Below are 18629 nucleotides of genomic sequence, written 5' to 3' on the forward strand. Positions count from 1 at the left end.
GCGCCCCGGCGCCCCGGCGCGCCCCGTCTACGTCACCGGCGCCTTCGCCCGCAGCACCGCGAGGAACTCCCGCATCCAGGCGGAGTGGTCCGGCCAGGCGCGGGCGGAGACGAGGGTGCCGTCGACGACGGTCTCGGCGTCCTGGAAGGTGGCGCCGGCTGCCTGCATGTCGAGTTCGAGGGCGGGGTACGCGGTGACGCGGCGCCCCGACAGCGCGTCCACGGCGGCGGTGAGCAGCGGGCCGTGGCAGATCTGGGCGACCGGCTTGTCGGTGTCGAAGAACGACTTGAGGATCTTGCGCAGCTCGGGGTCGTTGCGGAGGTACTCCGGGGCCCGGCCGCCGGGGACGACGACGGCGACGTACTGACCGGGGTCGACCTCGGAGAAGGCCAGGTCGGCGGGCCAGGTGTAGCCGGGCTTCTCGGTGTAGGTGTCGTAGCCCGGTTCGAAGTCGTGGACCACGAAGCGGAGCGTCTTGCGGCTGGGGGCGGCGATGTCGACCTCGTACCCCTCCTCGCGAAGGCGTTGGTAGGGGTAGAGGACCTCCAGCGACTCCGCCGCGTCGCCGGTCACGATCAGGATCTTGGCCGTCATGGTGGGGCTCCCCTCGGTACCGCAGGGCTTCCTTCGTCAGGCTATGGCTTCCTGGGCAACGTGCATCCGGGGTGGAGGTTTGCCAAGGGGGTGTGCTGATGCGGAGTGCGGCGAAAGCGCGTATAAGCTCGGTTGCGCGGAGGTAAGCTCAAAAGTGCGCGACGGGTACTGTGCAGAACGTCAAAGTTCACCCCCCTGTTTTGTACACATACGGCTCATGACGTGCCCCCCGTCCGGAGGGATAGCCTTGTGGCGTGATCAGCGCGATAGTTCGCGGGGACGTCGTCGTCCCTGCCCTGCGCCCGGTGAGCACGGACGACATCCGTGTCCGGGCGGCGGTCGCTGGTCCTCGCGGGCGGGAGGGAGTCACCAGGGCTCCCGGGACGCCGGGCGCACCCATGGGACGGACGGTGCCGAGAGCAGCGTCACACCCCTGCCGGGTGCCGAGAATGGCTGATTACCCCCCGCTCATCTCACCCTGCGGCATAGCGTCGAACCAGACCGGACACCCCGTGTCGTGGTGGCGCTTCGGAGGGGACGAGTTCGTACTTCCTTCTACGTCACGCAACGGCGCGCGACAGGAGCCAGAGGACAATGCAGACCAAGCTGGACGAAGCCAAGGCCGAGCTGCTCGAACGGGCCGCCCGGGTAGCTGAGAACAGCCCGGTCGGGGGGTATCTACCGACTGGGACGACGAGCGAGAGTACGTCCGACATCCCCGACCGGGAGACCGTGCTCGCGTTCCTCCAGCGCTACTACCTGCACACCGCCCCGGAGGACCTGAGCGGCCGCGACCCGGTCGACGTCTTCGGAGCCGCCCACTCCCACTACCGACTGGCCGAGAACCGCCCCCAGGGCACGGCCAACGTGCGGGTCCACACCCCGACCGTCGAGGAGAACGGCTGGACGTCCAGCCACTCCGTCGTCGAGGTCGTCACCGACGACATGCCCTTCCTCGTCGACTCTGTGACGAACGAGCTGTCACGGCAGGGACGCGGGATCCATGTCGTCATCCACCCCCAGGTCGTCGTCCGGCGGGACGTCACCGGCAAGCTCGTCGAGCTGATCATCGACCCCGCCGCCGTCGCCGCGGCGTCCGCCGCCGTGGCTGCCGGGGAGACACTGCCGCACGACGCGCACATCGAGTCCTGGATCCACGTCGAGATCGACCGCGAGACAGACCGCGCGGACCTCAAGCAGATCACCAACGATCTGCTGCGCGTCCTGTCCGACGTCCGCGAGGCCGTCGAGGACTGGGAGAAGATGCGGGACGCGGCGGTCCGGATCGCCGACGGGCTGCCCGCCGAGCACACCGCCGACGACCTGCGCGAACAGGATGTGGAAGAGGCCCGCGAGCTGCTGCGCTGGCTCGCCGACGACCACTTCACCTTCCTCGGCTACCGGGAGTACGAGCTGCGCGAGGACGACTCGCTCGCCGCCGTCGCCGGGACCGGGCTCGGCATCCTGCGCTCCGACCCGCACCACGCCGGCCCCGACGACCACCCCGTCAGCTCCTCCTTCGAGCGGCTGCCCGCCGACGCCCGCGCCAAGGCCCGTGAGCACAAGATCCTCGTCCTGACGAAGGCCAACAGCCGGGCCACCGTCCACCGGCCGTCCTACCTCGACTACGTGGGCGTGAAGAAGTTCGACGCCAAGGGGAACGTGATCGGCGAGCGGCGCTTCCTCGGGCTGTTCTCCTCCGCCGCGTACACCGAGTCCGTGCGCCGGGTGCCCGTCATCCGCCGCAAGGTCGACGAGGTGCTCGTCGGCGCCGGGTTCTCGCCCAACAGCCACGACGGCCGCGACCTGCTCCAGATCCTGGAGACCTACCCGCGCGACGAGCTGTTCCAGACCCCGGCCGACGAACTGCGGTCCATCGTCACGTCCGTGCTCTACCTCCAGGAGCGCAGGCGGCTGCGGCTCTACCTGCGCCAGGACGAGTACGGGCGCTACTACTCCGCCCTCGTCTACCTCCCGCGCGACCGCTACACCACCGGCGTACGCCTCAGGATCATCGACATCCTGAAGGAGGAACTGGGCGGTATCAGCGTCGACTTCACCGCCTGGAACACCGAGTCGATCCTTTCCCGGCTGCACTTCGTGGTCCGCGTCCAGCCGGGCACCGAACTGCCGCACCTCAGCGACGCCGACAAGGACCGCCTGGAGGCCAAACTCGTCGAGGCCGCCCGGTCCTGGTCCGACGGGTTCGCCGAGGCGCTCAACGCCGAGGTCGGCGAGGAGCGCGCCGCCGAGATGCTGCGCAAGTACGGCAACGCCGTCCCCGAGGGGTACAAGGCCGACCACAACCCCCGCGCCGCCGTCGCGGACCTCTGCCGTCTCGAAGCGCTCGACCAGGACGAGGACTTCGAGCTCAGCCTGTACGAGCCGGTGGGCGCCGCGCCCGACGAGCGCCGCTTCAAGATCTACCGCAAGGGCGGCTCGGTCTCGCTCTCCGCGGTGCTGCCCGTCCTCAACCGCATCGGCGTCGAGGTCATCGACGAACGGCCGTACGAGCTGCGCTGCGCGGACCGGACGACCGCGTGGATCTACGACTTCGGGCTGCGTATGCCGAGGGCGCAGGCCGGGAGCGTGGACTACGCCGGGGACGACGCCCGGGAGCGGGTGCAGGAGGCCTTCGCCGCCACCTGGACCGGGCAGGCCGAGAACGACGGGTTCAACGCGCTCGTGCTGAGCGCCGGCCTCACCTGGCGGCAGGCCATGGTGCTGCGCGCGTACGCCAAGTACCTGCGGCAGGCCGGGTCCACCTTCAGCCAGGACTATATGGAGGACACCCTCCGCAACAACGTCCACACCACCCGGTTGCTCGTGTCGCTGTTCGAGGCGCGGATGTCGCCGGACCGCCAGCGCGCCGGGCGGGAGATCGTCGACGCGCTCCTCGAAGAGGTCGACGCCGCGCTCGACCAGGTCGCCAGCCTCGACGAGGACCGGATCCTGCGGTCCTTCCTCACCGTCATCAAGGCGACGCTGCGCACGAACTTCTTCCAGGAGGCGGCCGGCGGCAAGCCGCACGACTACGTCTCCATGAAGTTCGACCCCCAGGCCATCCCCGACCTGCCGGCGCCGCGGCCGGCGTTCGAGATCTGGGTGTACTCGCCGCGCGTCGAGGGCGTACACCTGCGGTTCGGGAAGGTCGCCCGAGGCGGGCTGCGCTGGTCCGACCGGCGCGAGGACTTCCGGACCGAGATCCTGGGCCTGGTCAAGGCGCAGATGGTCAAGAACACCGTCATCGTGCCCGTCGGCGCCAAGGGCGGCTTCGTCGCCAAGCAACTGCCCGACCCGTCGGTGGACCGGGACGCCTGGCTGGCCGAGGGCATCCGCAGCTACAAGACCTTCATCTCCGCGCTGCTCGACATCACCGACAACATGGTCGCGGGCGAGGTCGTACCGCCGGCGGACGTCGTACGGCACGACGAGGACGACACCTATCTCGTCGTCGCCGCGGACAAGGGCACCGCGACCTTCTCCGACATCGCCAACGAGGTCGCCGAGAGCTACAACTTCTGGCTCGGGGACGCCTTCGCCTCCGGCGGCTCGGCCGGCTACGACCACAAGGGCATGGGCATCACCGCGCGCGGTGCCTGGGAGTCGGTCAAGCGGCACTTCCGGGAGCTGGGGGTGAACACGCAGGCCGAGGACTTCACGGTCGTCGGCATCGGTGACATGTCCGGTGACGTGTTCGGCAACGGCATGCTGCTCAGCGAGCACATCCGGCTCGTCGCCGCCTTCGACCACCGGCACATCTTCATCGACCCCAGCCCCGACGCGGCCACCTCCTACGCCGAGCGCCGCCGCGTCTTCGAGCTGCCCCGCTCCAGCTGGGCCGACTACGACACCGATCTGATCTCCACCGGCGGCGGCGTCTTCCCGCGCACCGCCAAGGCGATCCCGATCAACGCCCACATCCGGGACGCCCTCGGCATCGAGGACAAGGTCGCCAAGATGACCCCGGCCGACCTGATGAAGGCCATCCTGAAGGCGCCGGTCGACCTGCTGTGGAACGGCGGCATCGGTACGTATGTGAAGGCGTCGACCGAGTCGCACGCCGATGTCGGCGACAAGGCCAACGACGCCATCCGCGTCGACGGACGGGATCTGCGGGTCCAGGTCGTCGGCGAGGGCGGCAACCTCGGCCTGACCCAGCTGGGCCGGATCGAGTTCGCGCAGAACGGCGGGCGGGTCAACACCGACGCCATCGACAACAGCGCGGGCGTGGACACCTCCGACCACGAGGTGAACATCAAGATCCTGCTCAACGGCCTGGTCACCGACGGCGACATGACCGTCAAGCAGCGCAACAAGCTGCTCGCCGAGATGACCGACGAGGTCGGCCGGCTCGTCCTGCGCAACAACTACGCGCAGAACACGGCGATCGCCAACGCCCTCGCCCAGTCCTCGGACATGCTCCACGCCCAGCAGCGCTTCATGCGTCACCTGGTCCGGGAGGGCCACCTCGACCGGGCGCTCGAATTCCTGCCCACCGACCGGCAGATCCGCGAGCGCCTCGGCACCGGGCACGGCCTCACCGGCCCCGAGACGGCCGTCCTCCTCGCCTACACGAAGATCACAGTCGCCGAGGAACTGCTGCACACCTCGCTGCCGGACGACCCGTACCTGCGCAAGCTGCTGCACGCGTACTTCCCGACCGCGCTGCACGAACGGTTCCCCGAGCATGTCGAAAGCCACCCGCTGAGCCGGGAGATCGTCACGACCCTGCTGGTCAACGACACGGTCAACACAGGCGGTACGAGCTTCCTGCACCGGCTGCGCGAGGAGACCGGGGCCTCGCTGGAGGAGATCGTCCGGGCGCAGACCGCCTCCCGTGCGATCTTCGGTTCGGGTGCGGTGTGGGACGCGGTCGAGGGCCTGGACAACAAGGTCGACGCGGCCGTCCAGACCCGGATCCGGCTGCACTCCCGCCGCCTGGTCGAGCGCGGCACGCGCTGGCTGCTCAACAACCGGCCGCAGCCGCTGGAGCTCAGCGGGACCATCGCCTTCTTCAAGGAGGGTGTGCAGCTGGTCTGGGGTGAGCTGCCCAAGCTGCTGCGCGGCGCGGACCTGGAGTGGTACCAGAAGATCTACGACGAGCTGACGGGCGCCGGGGTCCCCGAGGAGCTGGCCACGCGGGTCGCGGGCTTCTCGTCGGCGTTCCCCACGCTCGACATCGTCGCCGTCGCCGACCGGGTCGGCCGGACGCCGATGGAGGTCGCCGAGGTGTACTACGACCTCGCCGACCGGCTGCGCATCGCCCAGCTCATGGACCGCATCATCGAGCTGCCGCGCGCCGACCGCTGGCAGTCCATGGCCCGCGCGGCGATCCGCGAGGACCTGTACGCGGCCCACGCCTCCCTCACCGCCGAGGTCCTCTCGGCGGGCAACGGCTCCTCCACGCCGGAGCAGCGTTTCAAGCTGTGGGAGCAGAAGAACGCGGCGCTGCTGGGCCGGGCGCGCACGACCCTGGAGGAGATCCAGGGCTCCGACGCGTTCGACCTCGCCAACCTGTCGGTGGCGATGCGGACGATGCGGACACTGCTGCGCTCGCACTCCTAGGGGTACGGCGAAGGGGGCGCCCCAGCTGCTGGGGCGCCCCCTTCCGCGTGCGTGGTGTCGCCGGAGCTACTCGGTGATCTCCCAGAGGGTCAGCTTTCCCTGCACCGTGGGGACTTCCCAGCTGTACTCGCCCGGGGTCAGCCCGGTGATCTCGTACATGGCGAGGTTGCCCTGCTTGGTGACCGTGCAGAGCCTGACGCCCTTGTCGATCTCCGCGTCCTCGCCGAAGGCACCGGAGTCCATGCTGGAGGGCAGCACGTCCGTCCCCGTGCCCTCGGCGCACTCCTGCGGCGTCGTGCCCGCGCTCTTGCCCATCGTCGTGTCGAAGTACCAGAAGCTGTTGTCGAGGTACATGTCCTTCAGGGTGTCGACCATCTCGTCCTCGGTGTCGACCTCCGGCTTGTCGAAGTCGACGTTGACGTAGGACGAGCCCGCGGGGGTGCGGAGCGTGAAGGACTTGCCCTCGAAGATGGCTGTGTACTGGGCGTTCGCGGGGATCGTGGGGGACGCGCTCGGGTCCGTGCCGTTCCCTTCGCCGCCCTGGTCGCCCGAGCCGGAGTCCGCGCCGGTCCCGGTGCCGGTCGGGGACGGGCTCGGCGAGGAGACCGCCTTGTCGTCGGTCTTGTCATCGCTCTTGCCGCCGTCCTCGGTGGCGCCGCTCGCCGAGGTGCCGCCGTCGTCGCCTCCGTCCAGCACGTACACGGCCGCGGCCGCGCCCGAGCCGGCCACGAGCACGAGAGCCAGGGCGACCAGGGCCGCCTTCAGGCCGCGGCGGCCCTTCCTGGGCGCGGCCGGAGCGGGGGCGGGGGCCTGCGGGGTGAGGTTGTAGGTGTCGGTGGCCGGGGGCGGATAGCCGTAGCCGGGGGTAGGGGCCGGGGTCTGGCCCTGGGCCGGTGGGCCGAAGCCGGTCGGCGGCGGTGTCGGAGCCGACTGGGGCACGCCCTGGGTGGTGCCCTGGGCGTACGCGTGGCCCTGGGCCGCCGGGTCGTGGAGCGGGGCCGCGGGAGGCGTCGGGGCGGCGGTCGGGGGAGCCGCCGGGGGCGTGACCGGGGGCCCGGCCGGCATCTGGGGTGCCGTCGGCCGGGGCGGGGCCTGGGCGGACAGCTCGCGGCGGGCGATCTCGGCGGTGAGCGGTTCCGGGAGCCAGCCGGTGAAGTCGCTGAGGCCCCGGTCCGCCGACTCCTGGCAGAGCGCGGCCAGTTCCTCGGTGCCGATGCGCTCGCCCGGGTCGGCGGTCAGACAGCGCTCCAGCAGGGGGCGCAACCGGTCGTCGTAGCCGTCGAGCCTGGGCGGGCGATGCGCGGTGTTGGCGATCTGCGCGGCGATGGTGATGGCGCCGCCGTCGCCGTACGGGTGGCGTCCGGTGGCGGCGACCGCCGCGATCAGGCCGAGCGAGAAGACGTCGGTGGCCGGGGTGACCTGCTCGCCGAGGGCGTGTTCCGGCGACATGTACTGCGGGGTGCCGATCAGGCCGCCGGACTGGGTCAGGTGGGTGGCGTCGGCGGCGCGGGCGATGCCGAAGTCGATGACGTACGGGCCCTGGGAGCCCAGCAGGATGTTGCTGGGCTTGAGGTCGCGGTGGATGACCCCGGCGGCGTGGATGGAGGTGAGGGCGCGGGCCGCGCAGCCGACGAGCTGGAACACGGCGGGCAGGGGGAGCGGTCCGAAGGCGACGAGGGCGTCGTGCAGGGAGATGCCCGCGATGAACGCCGAGGCCAGCCAGGGCAGTTCGCCGGTGGTGTCGTGGTCGACGACCGGGACGATGTGGTAGCCCTGCACGCGGCGGGCTGCCTGGACCTCCTGCTCGAAACGGCGGCGGAAGTCGGCGTCCTGGCCGTACTCGCGGCGGATGACCTTGAGGGCGACGGGCTGGCCGCCGCGGGTGTGCGACAGGTAGACCGTGCCCATGCCGCCCTCGCCGATGCGGGCCTGAAGGTGGTAGCCGGCCGTCTCTCGTGGGTCCTGCGGTCCCAGAGGGCTCAGGATGTCGCCGGTGCTGCTGCTGATGGGAGCCTCCCCCGGTGCGGGTGCCGAACTCCGGTGCCGGTGCGGGCACTTGGAGCGGTCCGAAGCTTATACGGCACTTATGACACTTGGGGTGGGTGTTGCGGTTCCCGGGAGATTGTGTGCGCGGCAGGGGGCGGGGGTGCCTGTTTCGTCGGCGGGTGCGGGTCCGGTGGGGCTTCTCGCGCAGTTCCCCGCGCCCCTGAAAAGCAGGGGCTGCGCCCCGTGCTTTTCAAACGCACCCCCCGACTCACGGCTCCCGGCGCACCCGGCGGCGCCATTCCTCGTCCCTCACCGTGATCGGGGCCGTCGGCGGGAGGCGGCGGGCCGTCGGGGCCTCCGAGATATGAGGGGTCGGGGTCGTCGGCGCCTCCGTCAGGGACAGCGTGCGGAAGGCGGTCTCGATGATGGTCACCGAGGTGGCGACAGGAGCCGGCAGCCAGCCCGTGAAGTCGCGGACGTCCCGGCGGGCCGCCCCGGCACAGTGCTCGGCGACGGCGGCCGCGGAGGGGCGGGAGCCCGGGTCGGCGGTGAGGCAGCGGCGGATGACGTCGACGAGGGGGCGGTCGATGCCGTCCAGGGCGGGTGGGGTGACGTCCGTGGCTGCGATGCGCGTGGCGATGGCCAGGGGATTGCCGCGCCCGTAGGGATGGCTGCCCGTCGCGGCGACCGCGGCGATCAGGCCCAGCGCGAACACGTCGGACGCGGAGGTGACCCGGCGGCCGAGCGCGTGTTCCGGGGACATGTAGCGCGGGGTGCCGATCAGGCGTCCGGCGGTGGTCAGGGTCGCCGCGCCCGCCGCCCGGGCGATACCGAAGTCGAGCAGCCAGGGCCCGTCCGCGGCCAGCAGCAGGTTGGCGGGCTTGACGTCGCGGTGGATCACTCCGGCGGTGTGCACGGCGTCCAGCGCGTACGCGGCGCAGGCCAGCAACTGCAGGACCGTGGCGACGGGGAGCGGGCCGTGGGTCTCCAGTGCCTGGTCGAGGGGGACACCCGGAACGTAGTGCGTGGCCAGCCAGGGGCGCTCGGCACCGGCGTCGTGGTCGACGATCGGCACCAGGTGGTAGCCGGAGACCCGGCGCCCGGCGGCCACCTCGCGGGCGAACCGTTCACGGAAGGCGGGGCTGCTCGCGTACTCCGGACGGACCAGTTTCAGCGCGACCGGTTGGCCGCCGCGGCTGCGGGAGAGATAGACGGTTCCCATGCCGCCCTCACCGATCCGGGCGTACAGCGGATACCCGGCGATCTCCCGCGGATCCTCCGTCCGCAGCGGCTCAGGTACCACCCCACGCATCGACCGCCCCCTCCGCTCAGCCCGTCTCCGGAGCGTATCGCGGTAACGACCCGTCAGAGGCGGATGAGGCAACCGGCGTACCGCCGACGACATCTACCCGAGTGGCCCTCGACCGCACCACGGTCTATAGAGGGTAGAAGGCAGAAGCAGGGATGTACGGAACGAACGGGATTGATGGGGTGAACGCGGACGTGGACCAGCGACCCGCCGTATCCGTCGTCGTGATCGTCTACAACGACGAGGCCAGGCTGCCCACGGCCGTCCGCTCGGTGCTGGAGCAGACGCTGCGGAGCGTGGAGGTCGTGATCGTCGACGACCACAGCACGGACGGCTCCTACGAGGTGGCCGCCCGCCTCGCCGCCGAGCACCCGGGCCGCGTGCGCGCGTACCGGCTGCCCGAGAACAGCGGCGGCTGCGGCGCGCCCCGCAACGCGGGCATCCGGGAGACCCGGGGCGAGTACGTCGTCTTCCTCGACAGCGACGACGTCCTGGAGCGCAACGCCTGCCGGAACCTGCTGGAGGCCGCCGAGAGCACCGGCGCCGACCTCGTCTCCGGACTCTGCGTCCGCGTCCACGTGGATACACGCAACCGGAAGGAGGTCCCGTGGTACCCGTGGCTGTACACCCGCACCCGTACCCTCGACTCCGTCTCCGAGCTGCCCGACCTGCTGGTCTACGACACCCTGTCCACCAACAAGTGCTACCGCCGGGACTTCCTGGTCGAGGGCGGGCTGCTGTTCCCGGTCGGCATCCACTACGAGGACCTCTTCTTCTCCGCCCAGGCGTACGCGGCCGCCCGCCGGATCGCCCTGATCCCCAACCGGGTCTACGACTGGAACGTGGTCGAGAAGGCGCAGTCCAAGTCGATCAGCAACCGGCGGGCCGAGATCGCCAACTTCGCGCACCGGATGGAGATCCACCGCCGGGTGGACCGGCTCCTCGCCGACAAGGGCATGGCGGAGCTGAAGTTCCACAAGGACGTCAAGTTCCTCAAGCACGACCTGGTGCTGCACCTGCGTGACCTGCCCTTCCGGGACGCGGCCTACCGTCAGGAGTTCGCCGGACTGGCCCGCGCCTATCTGGCGTCGATCGACCCGGCCGCGTACGACGACGTCGAGCCCATCCACGCCGTCTGCGCGTATCTGCTGCGGATGGGCGACTGGGACAACCTGCTGCCGGCCGTGGACACGCTCACCAACCGCGACAAGGTCTCCGCGCCCCTCGTCGAGCGCGACGGGCGGATCTACTGGTGCGCCGAGCACCTGGACGCCCCGGGGGAGGAGGGGGAGTTCGCGCGCCGGATCCTGGACGTCACCGAACTCGGCTACCACGCCCGACCGGTCGGGAAGCTCTTCCTGCGCAACGAGCTGACGGAGTACGAGGAGTCGACGGACGCGGGCAGGGGCGGTGGCCGCATCCGTCTCGCCGGGCGCGTCACCAATCCCCTCGGGGTCGTCCCGGCCGACGCCCGGCTCTCCGCCTCGCTGGAGTTCTACGCCCGCCGCCCCGGCGTGCGCTTCCAGACCTTCCGGGTGCCGGTCGCGTGGGTCCGGCACGACGGTCCGTACCTCACATGGCAGGCCGGCGTCGACGTTTCCAGGACGCTCCGCCCGCTGGGCATCGTGGACGCCGTGTGGGACGTACGCCTCCACCTCGACGTCGACGGCGAGCGCACGACGAGTCGGCTGACGGCCGCCGAACCGGGGCTGACGGGTGGCGAGTTGCCGGTCCGGCCGCGGCTCACCCGGCTGGTCGCCGACCGGGTCGAGCCGCAGGTCTCCGCCCGCGGCCACCTCGCGTTCCGCCTGGTCCCCGACAAGAAGGCCACCGTCCTCGTCACCCGGGGCCTTCGGGGCACGCCCGGCAAACTCGCCAAGTCCGGCTACCGCAAAACGAAGGCGCTGCGCAAGAAGGTCACCTCCGGAGACACCAAAATCCGCCTTTATCACGAGGTTTTCCAGCGCATGCCGAGGCAGCGGCGTCTGGTGGTGTTCGAAAGTCACCTCGGCCGGCAGTACAGCGACAGCCCCCGGGCGATCTACGAGGAGATGCGCCGCCAGGGTCTCGACTTCGAGGCGGTGTGGTCCTACGCGGGCCGCCCCGAGGGGTTCCCGGCCGATGCGGCCCTCGTCCGGCGCTGGTCGCTGCCGTATCTGCGGGCGCTGGCCCGCGCCGAGTTCTGGATCGACAACCAGAGCTTCCCGCTGAAACTGACCAAGCGTCCCGGCACGACCTACCTCCAGACCTGGCACGGCTCCGCGCTCAAGCGCATGGGCTTCGACGAGCCCGGCTGGAAGCTCAAGTCCCGCGCCGAGCAGGCCGAACAGCAGCGCACCCTCGACCGCTTCGACCACTTCCTGATCCGCTCGGAGCACGACGTGCGCACCCTCGCGAAGGCCTTCCGGCTGCGGGAGAAGGTGCTGCTGCGGGTGGGCTATCCGCGCAACGACGCGCTCGTACGGGCCCGGGAGAAGGACCGGAAGGACCGGAAGGACCGGAAGGACGGGAAGGACGGGACGGACCGGATGGACCGGCGCGCGCTGCTCGCCGCCGAGTTGGGCATCCCGCCCGTCCCGGCGGACAAGAAGGTCCTGCTCTACGCCCCCACCTTCCGCCACCAGGGGCAGCGCCGCTTCGCCCTCCCCTTCGACGTGGAGCGCTTCGCCGAGACCTTCGGCGACGAGTACGTGCTGCTCGTCCGCGCCCACTACCTCAACCACGTCGTGCTCCCGCCGTCGGTCCGGGGCCGGGTCGTCGACGTGTCCGGCCACCACGACGTGACCCCCGTCCTCGCCCTCGCGGACGCGCTGATCACGGACTACTCGTCGGTGATGTTCGACTACGCGCTGCTGGACCGCCCGATGTTCTTCTTCACCTACGACTACGAGGAGTACGTCCACGAGGGCCGAGGCACCTACTTCGACCTCCTCGAACGCGCGCCGGGCCCGATCGTGCGCACGGAGGACGAGCTGCACACCGTCCTGCGTGATTCCTCGCTGGACGAGCAGACCCTCAAGTACGCCGCCGCGCGGGAGCGGTTCACGGCCGACTTCGGCGAGTACGACAAGGGGACGGCGGCCCGCAGCGTCGTCGACCAGTTCTTCTCCGAGTGGAGGCGCACGTGACCGGGGCGCGGGACGTCTTCCTGGTGTCCAACAGCGTGGACGAGACGGGCGGTGTGACCAGTTGGTCCCATCACCTGGCCCGTCTGCTCACCGAGCGGGGCCACCGCGTCCACGTCATCGGGATCACCACCCCCGAGGACCCGCACCCCCTCGGTGAACTCCCGTACCGCACCACCCGGTTGTACGACGGCCAGCCGCCGGCGCCCGGCCGGGCGCGGGACGCGAGCATGCGGGACAGGGCGACCGTGCTCACCGGCCTGTTCCGGGCCGCGCGGCCCGGCGGGGTCGTCATCGTGACCCAGGTGTGGGCGATGGAGTGGGTGCGGCTCGCCGACACCGGTGGGCTGACCGTCATCGGGATGAGCCACGAGTCCTTCGAGACCTCGCGCCGCTCCTCCCGCTTCCGGCGGGTGCTCACCTACTACCGGGACGTCGACCGCATGCTCGTCCTCACCCGCGAGGACGCCGACCTGTGGATCGGGGCGGGTCTCAACAACGCCTCGTACCTGCCCAACGCGGTGCCGTGGGTGCCGGAGGTGCCCTCGCCGCGCACCGGGAAGGCCGTCATCAGCATCGGCCGGCTCAGCGACGAGAAGGGGGTCGACATGCTCCTCGACACCTGGGCCGAGGTGGCGCCCCGTCACCCCGACTGGACGCTGCTCGTCTACGGCTCCGGCGAGGACGAGGAACTCCTCAGGAAGCAGTGCACGGCCCTCGGTCTCGACGACTCGGTGGCCTGGATGGGCCGTACCCACGACGTCCCGGGCGCGCTGCGCGGCGGTTCGGTCTTCGCGCTGTCCTCCCGGGGCGAGGGCTTCCCGCTCGCCCTGATGGAGGCGATGGCGATGGGCGTCCCCTGTGTCGCCTTCGACTGCGCGCCCGGCGTCCACGAGATCGTGCGCGACGGCGAGGACGGCCTCCTGGTCCGCCCCGGCAACACGGGTGAACTGGCCCGCAAACTGGACCAGTTGATGAGCGACAAGACCCTGCGGGACGGGATGGGCGACACGGCGAGGGAGAACATCCGCCGCTACGGGACGCAGGAGATCGTGGACAGGTGGGAGGCGCTGTTCACCTTCCTGGAAAGGTGAACGGCACCGCGCCCCGCAGGGGCCCTACTTCTTCCCGCCGGTGAACTTCTCGTACTCCTTCAGCACCTCGTCGGTGGGCCCGTCCAGGCGGAGCTCCCCCCGCTCCAGCCACAGCACCCGATCGCACGTGTCCCGGATCGACTTGTTGTTGTGGCTGACCAGGAACACCGTCCCCGCGTGCTTCCGCAGCTCACGGATCCTCGCCTCGGAGCGCTTCTGGAAGGAGCGGTCCCCCGTCGCCAGGGCCTCGTCGATCAGCAGCACGTCGTGGTCCTTGGCGGCGGCGATGGAGAACCGCAGGCGGGCCGCCATGCCGGAGGAGTACGTACGCATGGTGAGCGTGATGAAGTCCCCCTTCTCGTTGATGCCCGAGAAGTCGACGATCTCCTGGTACCGCTCCTTGACCTGTTCGCGGGACATGCCCATGGCGAGCCCGCCGAGGTGGACGTTCCGCTCACCGGTGAGGTCGTTCATCAGGGCCGCGTTGACGCCGAGCAGCGACGGCTGGCCGTCGGTGTAGATGCGGCCGTTCTCCACGGGGAGGAGCCCGGCGACGGCCTTGAGCAGGGTCGACTTGCCGGAGCCGTTGGTCCCGATGAGCCCGATGGCCTCGCCCCGGTACGCGGTGAAGGACACGTTCCGCACGGCGTGCACCGTGCGGACGCCGGCCGCCTTCTCGGCCTTCTCGCGCCGCAGGATGCGGTTGAGCGCGGCGGTCGCGGTGCCGCGCCCGGCCCCCGTGCCGTTGACGCGGTAGACGATGTCGACGCCGTCGACGACGACGGTCGGGACGGGCTCGGGGGCGGCGCCGCCGGTGACCTGGTCGGCCTCCCGCCGGGTGCCGGGAACGGTGGGGTTGATGACGGTGTCAGCCACGGCCGTACGTCTCCTCAGCCTTCCAGAAGTAGATGAACCCGCCGACGCCCGCGAGGAGCGCCCAGCCCGCCGCGATCGCCCAGACGTGCGGCGGCAGGTGGCCCGCGTGGAAGCTGTCGATCAGCGCGAACCGCATGAGATCGATGTAGACGGCGGCGGGATTGCACTCCAGCAGCAGATGCACGAACGCCGGGATGTTCCGGTCGGCGAGCATGTGGTCGATGCTGAACATCACGCCCGACGCGTACATCCAGGTGCGCAGCACGAACGGCATCAGCTGCGCGATGTCGGGGGTCTTGGCGCCGATCCGCGCCATCACCATCGCGACGCCGGCGTTGAACACGAACTGCAGCGTCAGCGCGGGGACGATCAGCAGCCAGGACGGGGCGAGCGGAACGCCGAAGGCCAGCAGGATCACGACCAGCGCCGCCATCGAGAAGAGCAGTTGCTGGAGCTGCTGCAGGCAGTACGACAGGGGGAGCGAGGCGCGGGGGAAGTGCAGGGCCCGGACCAGGCCGAGGCTGCCGGATATGGCCCGGGTGCCCGCCATGATCGAGCTCTGGGTGAAGGTCCACACGAACACGCCGGTCACGAGGAACGGGACGTAGTCCGGCACGCCCTTCTTGGTGCCCATGAGCAGGCCGAAGATCAGGTAGTAGACCGCCGCGTTCAGCAGGGGGTTCGCGATCTGCCAGACCTGGCCGAGCTTCGCCTGGCTGTACTGCGCGGTCAGCTTCGCCGTGGCGAACGCGGTGATGAAGTGCCGCCGGGCCCACAGCTGCCGTACGTAGGCGGCGAGCGAGGGGCGGGCCCCGCTGACGCTGAGGCCGTACCGCTCGGCCAGCTGTGCCGGGGTCTCGGCGGCGCGGGCCGTTCGGGGGGTGTCCGCCGTGGTCGGGGGCGGTGTGTGGAGGACCTGGCTCACATCCGCTGCTTTCGCTAGTGAGGTCGCTGGTGGGGGGCGTCCCGCGTACCCGGCCTCGTGCTCGGCCGCGCTCTCGTGGCTTCTCGCGTCGCCCTTGCCCTGCTCTTACGTCGGGACGGGACCGTATCGTCGCAACGTGAGAGTAAGCCGATTCGACGTCGGAACGCAACCGTTTCGTCGTCACGGCCTATGCTGTGGGCCATGACGACGAACGCCGACCCCTCCGAGGGGCAGCCGCCGCCACGGCCGCGCCGCCGGGCCCCCGCGGGGGCGGCCGTGCTCCGCGAGGACGTGACGGAGGCGATCCGGGCGGCGGTCTTCGAGGAACTGGCGGCCGTCGGCTACGCCCGGATGTCCATCGAGGGCATCGCGCGCCGCGCGGGCGTCGGCAAGACGGCGGTGTACCGCCGCTGGCGCTCCAAGCTGCACCTCGTGCTGGATCTCGTCTCCGCGGTGGCGGTCCAGGGGCTGCCGATGCCGGACACGGGCTCGCTGGAGGGCGACCTCCGGCTGCTCTACGAGGTCACGTCCCGCGCGCTGCGCCACCCGGTCGCCGGCCAGATCATCCCCGACCTCCAGGCCGAGGCCGCCCGCAACCCGGAGATCGCCGAGGCGATGCAGAAGGCGTTGCGGGAGGGGCAGCAGAGCGTCGCCACGGGGATCGTCGCCGCGGCGGTCGCCCGGGGCGAGGTCCGTGCGGGGGTGGACGAGGACCTTGCCCTGGACGTGATCTCCGGTCCGCTGTACTGGCGGTCGGTGGTCGTACGGGCGCCGAAGCTGCCGAAGGGGTATCTGGAGAGCCTGACGCGGGCCACGGCGGGGGCGTTGCGGGCGCTGTAGGTGGGCCGTCGGGCGGCGGTGTTCCGGAGGGCTGAACCTTGCGGAGGGCTGAACGTTCCGTAGGCGGATGGCGTCCTAGTCACAGCCGCTCAGGAATGGGGTCGCCGTGACTCGCTTATGCTCCCGTGCTCGTTCCGTGCTCCTCGCCGCGCTGATCGCGGGGACGGTGGGGACGACCGTCGCCTGTGACGGCGACACGGCTCCCGAACCGAAGGGACGAGCCTCGCCGAAGCAGACCACGGCACGGAACACCGTCATGTGGCGGGAGCCCGCTTCGTACGTCTACACCCTCACGTCGACCTCGCAGGCCCTGGCGGGGAAGTTCCGGGTGACGGTCCGGGACGGCGAGGTGGCCGACGCCGTCGGCCTCGACGAGGACAGTCGGTGGCTGGTGAAGCAGGGGCCCGGCCGCATCCCCACGATCGGTGACCTGTTGGACATGGTGGAGAAGGCCTGGGAGGAGCAGGCGGACACGGCGGAGGTGAAGTACGCCGTCGGCGGGCACCCCGCGCGGATCACCCTGGACGTGGACGAGAACGCCATCGACGACGAGGCCGAGTACGTCATCACCGGCTACGAGCCGGGCGCCGGTTGAGGCCGAGGGTCAGTGGGCGTTCCGGGTCGCCAACTCCGTTGCCAGGGCGCTGAGTTCCCGGGTGCGCAGCACCCGCTCCCCGAACCCCGGCAGGGGTACGTGCAGGGCTTCCAGCCAGCGCTCCGGGACGGCCTCGACGCCGTACACCGCGCCCGCGAGCCCGCCGGTGACCGCCGCGACCGTGTCGGTGTCGCCACCGAGGTCCACGGCCGCGCGTACGGCGTCCTCGTAGGAGTCGGTGGTCCGTACGGCCCAGACGGCGGAGCCCAGGCAGGGCCAGACGGCGCCGTTGAACTCCGTGGCGTCGTCCGGGTGCCAGTCGGGGGCGAGGACGACCGCGTAGCGGGCGCGGTGGTCGGGGTGGAGCGCCGCCAGGGTGTCGGGGACGGCGGCGAGCGGGTCGCCGCCGTCCAGCGCGATCCGTAGCAGCTCGTGGAAGGCGGCGGTGCCTTCCCAGGCGGCCGGGTCGCCGTGCGTGAGCGCGGACAGCCGCCGGGCCGCCTCCATGGTGCGGTCCCGCCCGTGCCCCGCGAAGTACACGGCCGAGGTGGCGGCCCGCATCAACGCGCCGTTGCCCGCGGCTCGCAGGTTCACCTGGAAGTGGAGGGCGGCGGCGCGGTCCCAGGGGGCGCCGCCGCTCAGCACCTCCTCGGTCTGGATGCCGATGTCCTTGGGGTCGGAGACGGCCCAGCGCTGAAACCTCCGGAAGACGTCGGGCAGGTCGAGCCCACCGCGTTCGAGGAGCGACTCCCCGACGAGCACGGCCATCTGTGTGTCGTCGGTCGCCTCACCCGGGTCCCAGCCGCCGCCTCCGCACATCTCCCCACCGTGCCCGGCCTTCGGGAAGCGCGCCGAGAAGGCCCCCTCGGGCCCGAACTCGAAGGGCGCGCCGAGCGCGTCCCCGACGGCGGAGCCGAGAACCGCGCCGAGGGCGCGCTGTGGATCAACTGGTTTCAAGGGGGCCTGCCTTGAGGGGGATGAGGAGGGCGTGGAGGGCGTGGAGGTGGGTGGCAGTGGTGGTGAGGCGGGTGGTGGCGTCGATGTCGATGCGGGCGGTCATGGTCGGAGGAGGTCCGTCAGGTCCGGGCCCCGGCCGTCGATCACGTCGGGGCGCTTGACGCCGTGGCCCTCGGCGGTGCCGAAGTACGTCGGGTCACCCGGCTCGGCGGGGACGCGCAGCAGGGCGTCGAGGGACCGGAGGGCGGCGGCGAGGCGTGGGGCGTTCCGCCGCTCGACGTCCGGGTGCGGGTCGCCGTGGAAGTCGAAGGGGCCCCAGATGTCGTGGAAGACGGCGAGTTCCGCCCAGATGCCGGGCGCGTCCGGTGCCACGGTGAGTTCGACCAGCCGGTGTTCCCCGCGCTTCTCGCCCGTCGCGTCGATCCACGTTCCGGCACCCACGACGAGGATGCTCCCGACCGAGGCGTCGGGGAAGCCGACGGGGCGGCTCCGCTCGACGCGCCGGGGTACGTCCTCGTCGTCCAGCGGTCCGAGGAGCGACATCCGGGTGACGAGACCGGTGCCGCCGCTGCCGTCCACGACCCAGTCCCATTCGAGGCTGTCGGGTACGAGCAGTTCGTGTGCGCGCAGCACGGCGGACATCCGGGCCGCCACGGACAGGGCGGAACTCAAAGGTTCCGCGCCATGGGGTGAGACATCGTCGAGTTCCCACGTCCAGGACGCGCAGGCGCCGGGGGAGCGGACCAGGGTCGACATCGTG

12 protein-coding genes are annotated in these 18629 nt (G+C 71.0%); 5 read left to right on the forward strand and 7 right to left on the reverse strand.

The window, feature by feature from the left end:
• Window positions 1-27: 27 nt before the first annotated feature.
• Complete coding sequence (locus K1J60_RS26870) at window positions 28-594, reverse strand: DJ-1/PfpI family protein (RefSeq protein WP_220648434.1); 567 nt, start codon at window positions 592-594, stop codon at window positions 28-30.
• Window positions 595-1188: 594 nt separating this feature from the next.
• Between K1J60_RS26870 and K1J60_RS26875 the strand changes: the two genes are divergently transcribed.
• A complete protein-coding gene (locus K1J60_RS26875) occupies window positions 1189-6162 on the forward strand; it encodes an NAD-glutamate dehydrogenase (RefSeq protein WP_220648435.1) in 4974 nt (1657 codons plus the stop codon).
• 66 nt (window positions 6163-6228) lie between these two features.
• Here K1J60_RS26875 and K1J60_RS26880 read toward each other — a convergent pair whose 3' ends face one another.
• Together K1J60_RS26880 and K1J60_RS26885 are read right to left on the reverse strand one after the other, a co-directional pair.
• Window positions 6229-8145 (reverse strand): serine/threonine-protein kinase, encoded by a 1917-nt coding sequence (locus K1J60_RS26880; protein WP_398684292.1) that lies wholly within the window; start codon window positions 8143-8145, stop codon window positions 6229-6231.
• 271 nt (window positions 8146-8416) lie between these two features.
• Entirely contained in the window at window positions 8417-9460 is a 1044-nt protein-coding gene (locus K1J60_RS26885) for a serine/threonine-protein kinase (protein WP_220648437.1), read from the reverse strand.
• A gap of 152 nt (window positions 9461-9612) precedes the next feature.
• Here K1J60_RS26885 and K1J60_RS26890 point away from each other — a divergent pair, with 152 nt between their 5' ends.
• Both K1J60_RS26890 and K1J60_RS26895 read left to right on the forward strand, forming a co-directional pair.
• On the forward strand, window positions 9613-12585 hold the full coding sequence (locus K1J60_RS26890) for a bifunctional glycosyltransferase/CDP-glycerol:glycerophosphate glycerophosphotransferase (protein ID WP_220648438.1): 2973 nt from the start codon (window positions 9613-9615) through the stop codon (window positions 12583-12585).
• Window positions 12582-13676, forward strand: a complete 1095-nt coding sequence (locus K1J60_RS26895; RefSeq protein WP_220648439.1) for a glycosyltransferase — start codon at window positions 12582-12584, stop codon at window positions 13674-13676. Before K1J60_RS26890 ends, K1J60_RS26895 begins: the two co-directional genes overlap by 4 nt.
• A gap of 24 nt (window positions 13677-13700) precedes the next feature.
• On the opposite strand, the gene K1J60_RS26900 is transcribed toward K1J60_RS26895, so the two are convergent.
• Together K1J60_RS26900 and K1J60_RS26905 are read right to left on the reverse strand one after the other, a co-directional pair.
• Window positions 13701-14552 (reverse strand): ABC transporter ATP-binding protein, encoded by an 852-nt coding sequence (locus K1J60_RS26900; RefSeq protein ID WP_220648440.1) that lies wholly within the window; start codon window positions 14550-14552, stop codon window positions 13701-13703.
• Entirely contained in the window at window positions 14545-15477 is a 933-nt protein-coding gene (locus K1J60_RS26905) for an ABC transporter permease (RefSeq protein ID WP_220648441.1), read from the reverse strand. The genes K1J60_RS26900 and K1J60_RS26905 overlap by 8 nt, the downstream gene beginning before the upstream one ends.
• A 201-nt stretch (window positions 15478-15678) precedes the next feature.
• On the opposite strand from K1J60_RS26905, the gene K1J60_RS26910 reads away from it, so the two are divergent.
• Window positions 15679-16317 (forward strand): TetR/AcrR family transcriptional regulator, encoded by a 639-nt coding sequence (locus tag K1J60_RS26910; RefSeq protein WP_033524948.1) that lies wholly within the window; start codon window positions 15679-15681, stop codon window positions 16315-16317.
• A 106-nt stretch (window positions 16318-16423) separates the two neighbouring features.
• Window positions 16424-16912 (forward strand): DUF6174 domain-containing protein, encoded by a 489-nt coding sequence (locus K1J60_RS26915; protein WP_220648442.1) that lies wholly within the window; start codon window positions 16424-16426, stop codon window positions 16910-16912.
• Between the two features lie 9 nt (window positions 16913-16921).
• On the opposite strand, the gene K1J60_RS26920 is transcribed toward K1J60_RS26915, so the two are convergent.
• Both K1J60_RS26920 and K1J60_RS26925 read right to left on the reverse strand, forming a co-directional pair.
• Complete coding sequence (locus tag K1J60_RS26920; protein ID WP_220648443.1) at window positions 16922-17869, reverse strand: ADP-ribosylglycohydrolase family protein; 948 nt, start codon at window positions 17867-17869, stop codon at window positions 16922-16924.
• 99 nt (window positions 17870-17968) lie between these two features.
• Window positions 17969-18625: a hypothetical protein gene (locus K1J60_RS26925; RefSeq protein ID WP_220648444.1), complete on the reverse strand. Its 657-nt coding sequence runs from the start codon at window positions 18623-18625 to the stop codon at window positions 17969-17971.
• Window positions 18626-18629: the final 4 nt, after the last annotated feature.

Source organism: Streptomyces akebiae, assembly GCF_019599145.1.
In the GTDB taxonomy this organism is placed as follows: domain Bacteria; phylum Actinomycetota; class Actinomycetes; order Streptomycetales; family Streptomycetaceae; genus Streptomyces; species Streptomyces akebiae.

Excerpts from the sequence above, each read along its gene's own strand:
- K1J60_RS26870 (WP_220648434.1), bottom strand. The coding sequence starts at position 594 with ATGACGGCCAAGATCCTGATCGTGACCGGCGACGCGGCGGAGTCGCTG.
- K1J60_RS26875 (WP_220648435.1), top strand. The coding sequence starts at position 1,189 with ATGCAGACCAAGCTGGACGAAGCCAAGGCCGAGCTGCTCGAACGGGCC.
- K1J60_RS26885 (WP_220648437.1), bottom strand. The coding sequence starts at position 9,460 with ATGCGTGGGGTGGTACCTGAGCCGCTGCGGACGGAGGATCCGCGGGAG.
- K1J60_RS26890 (WP_220648438.1), top strand. The coding sequence starts at position 9,613 with ATGTACGGAACGAACGGGATTGATGGGGTGAACGCGGACGTGGACCAG.
- K1J60_RS26910 (WP_033524948.1), top strand. The coding sequence starts at position 15,679 with ATGACGACGAACGCCGACCCCTCCGAGGGGCAGCCGCCGCCACGGCCG.
- K1J60_RS26925 (WP_220648444.1), bottom strand. The coding sequence starts at position 18,625 with ATGTCGACCCTGGTCCGCTCCCCCGGCGCCTGCGCGTCCTGGACGTGG.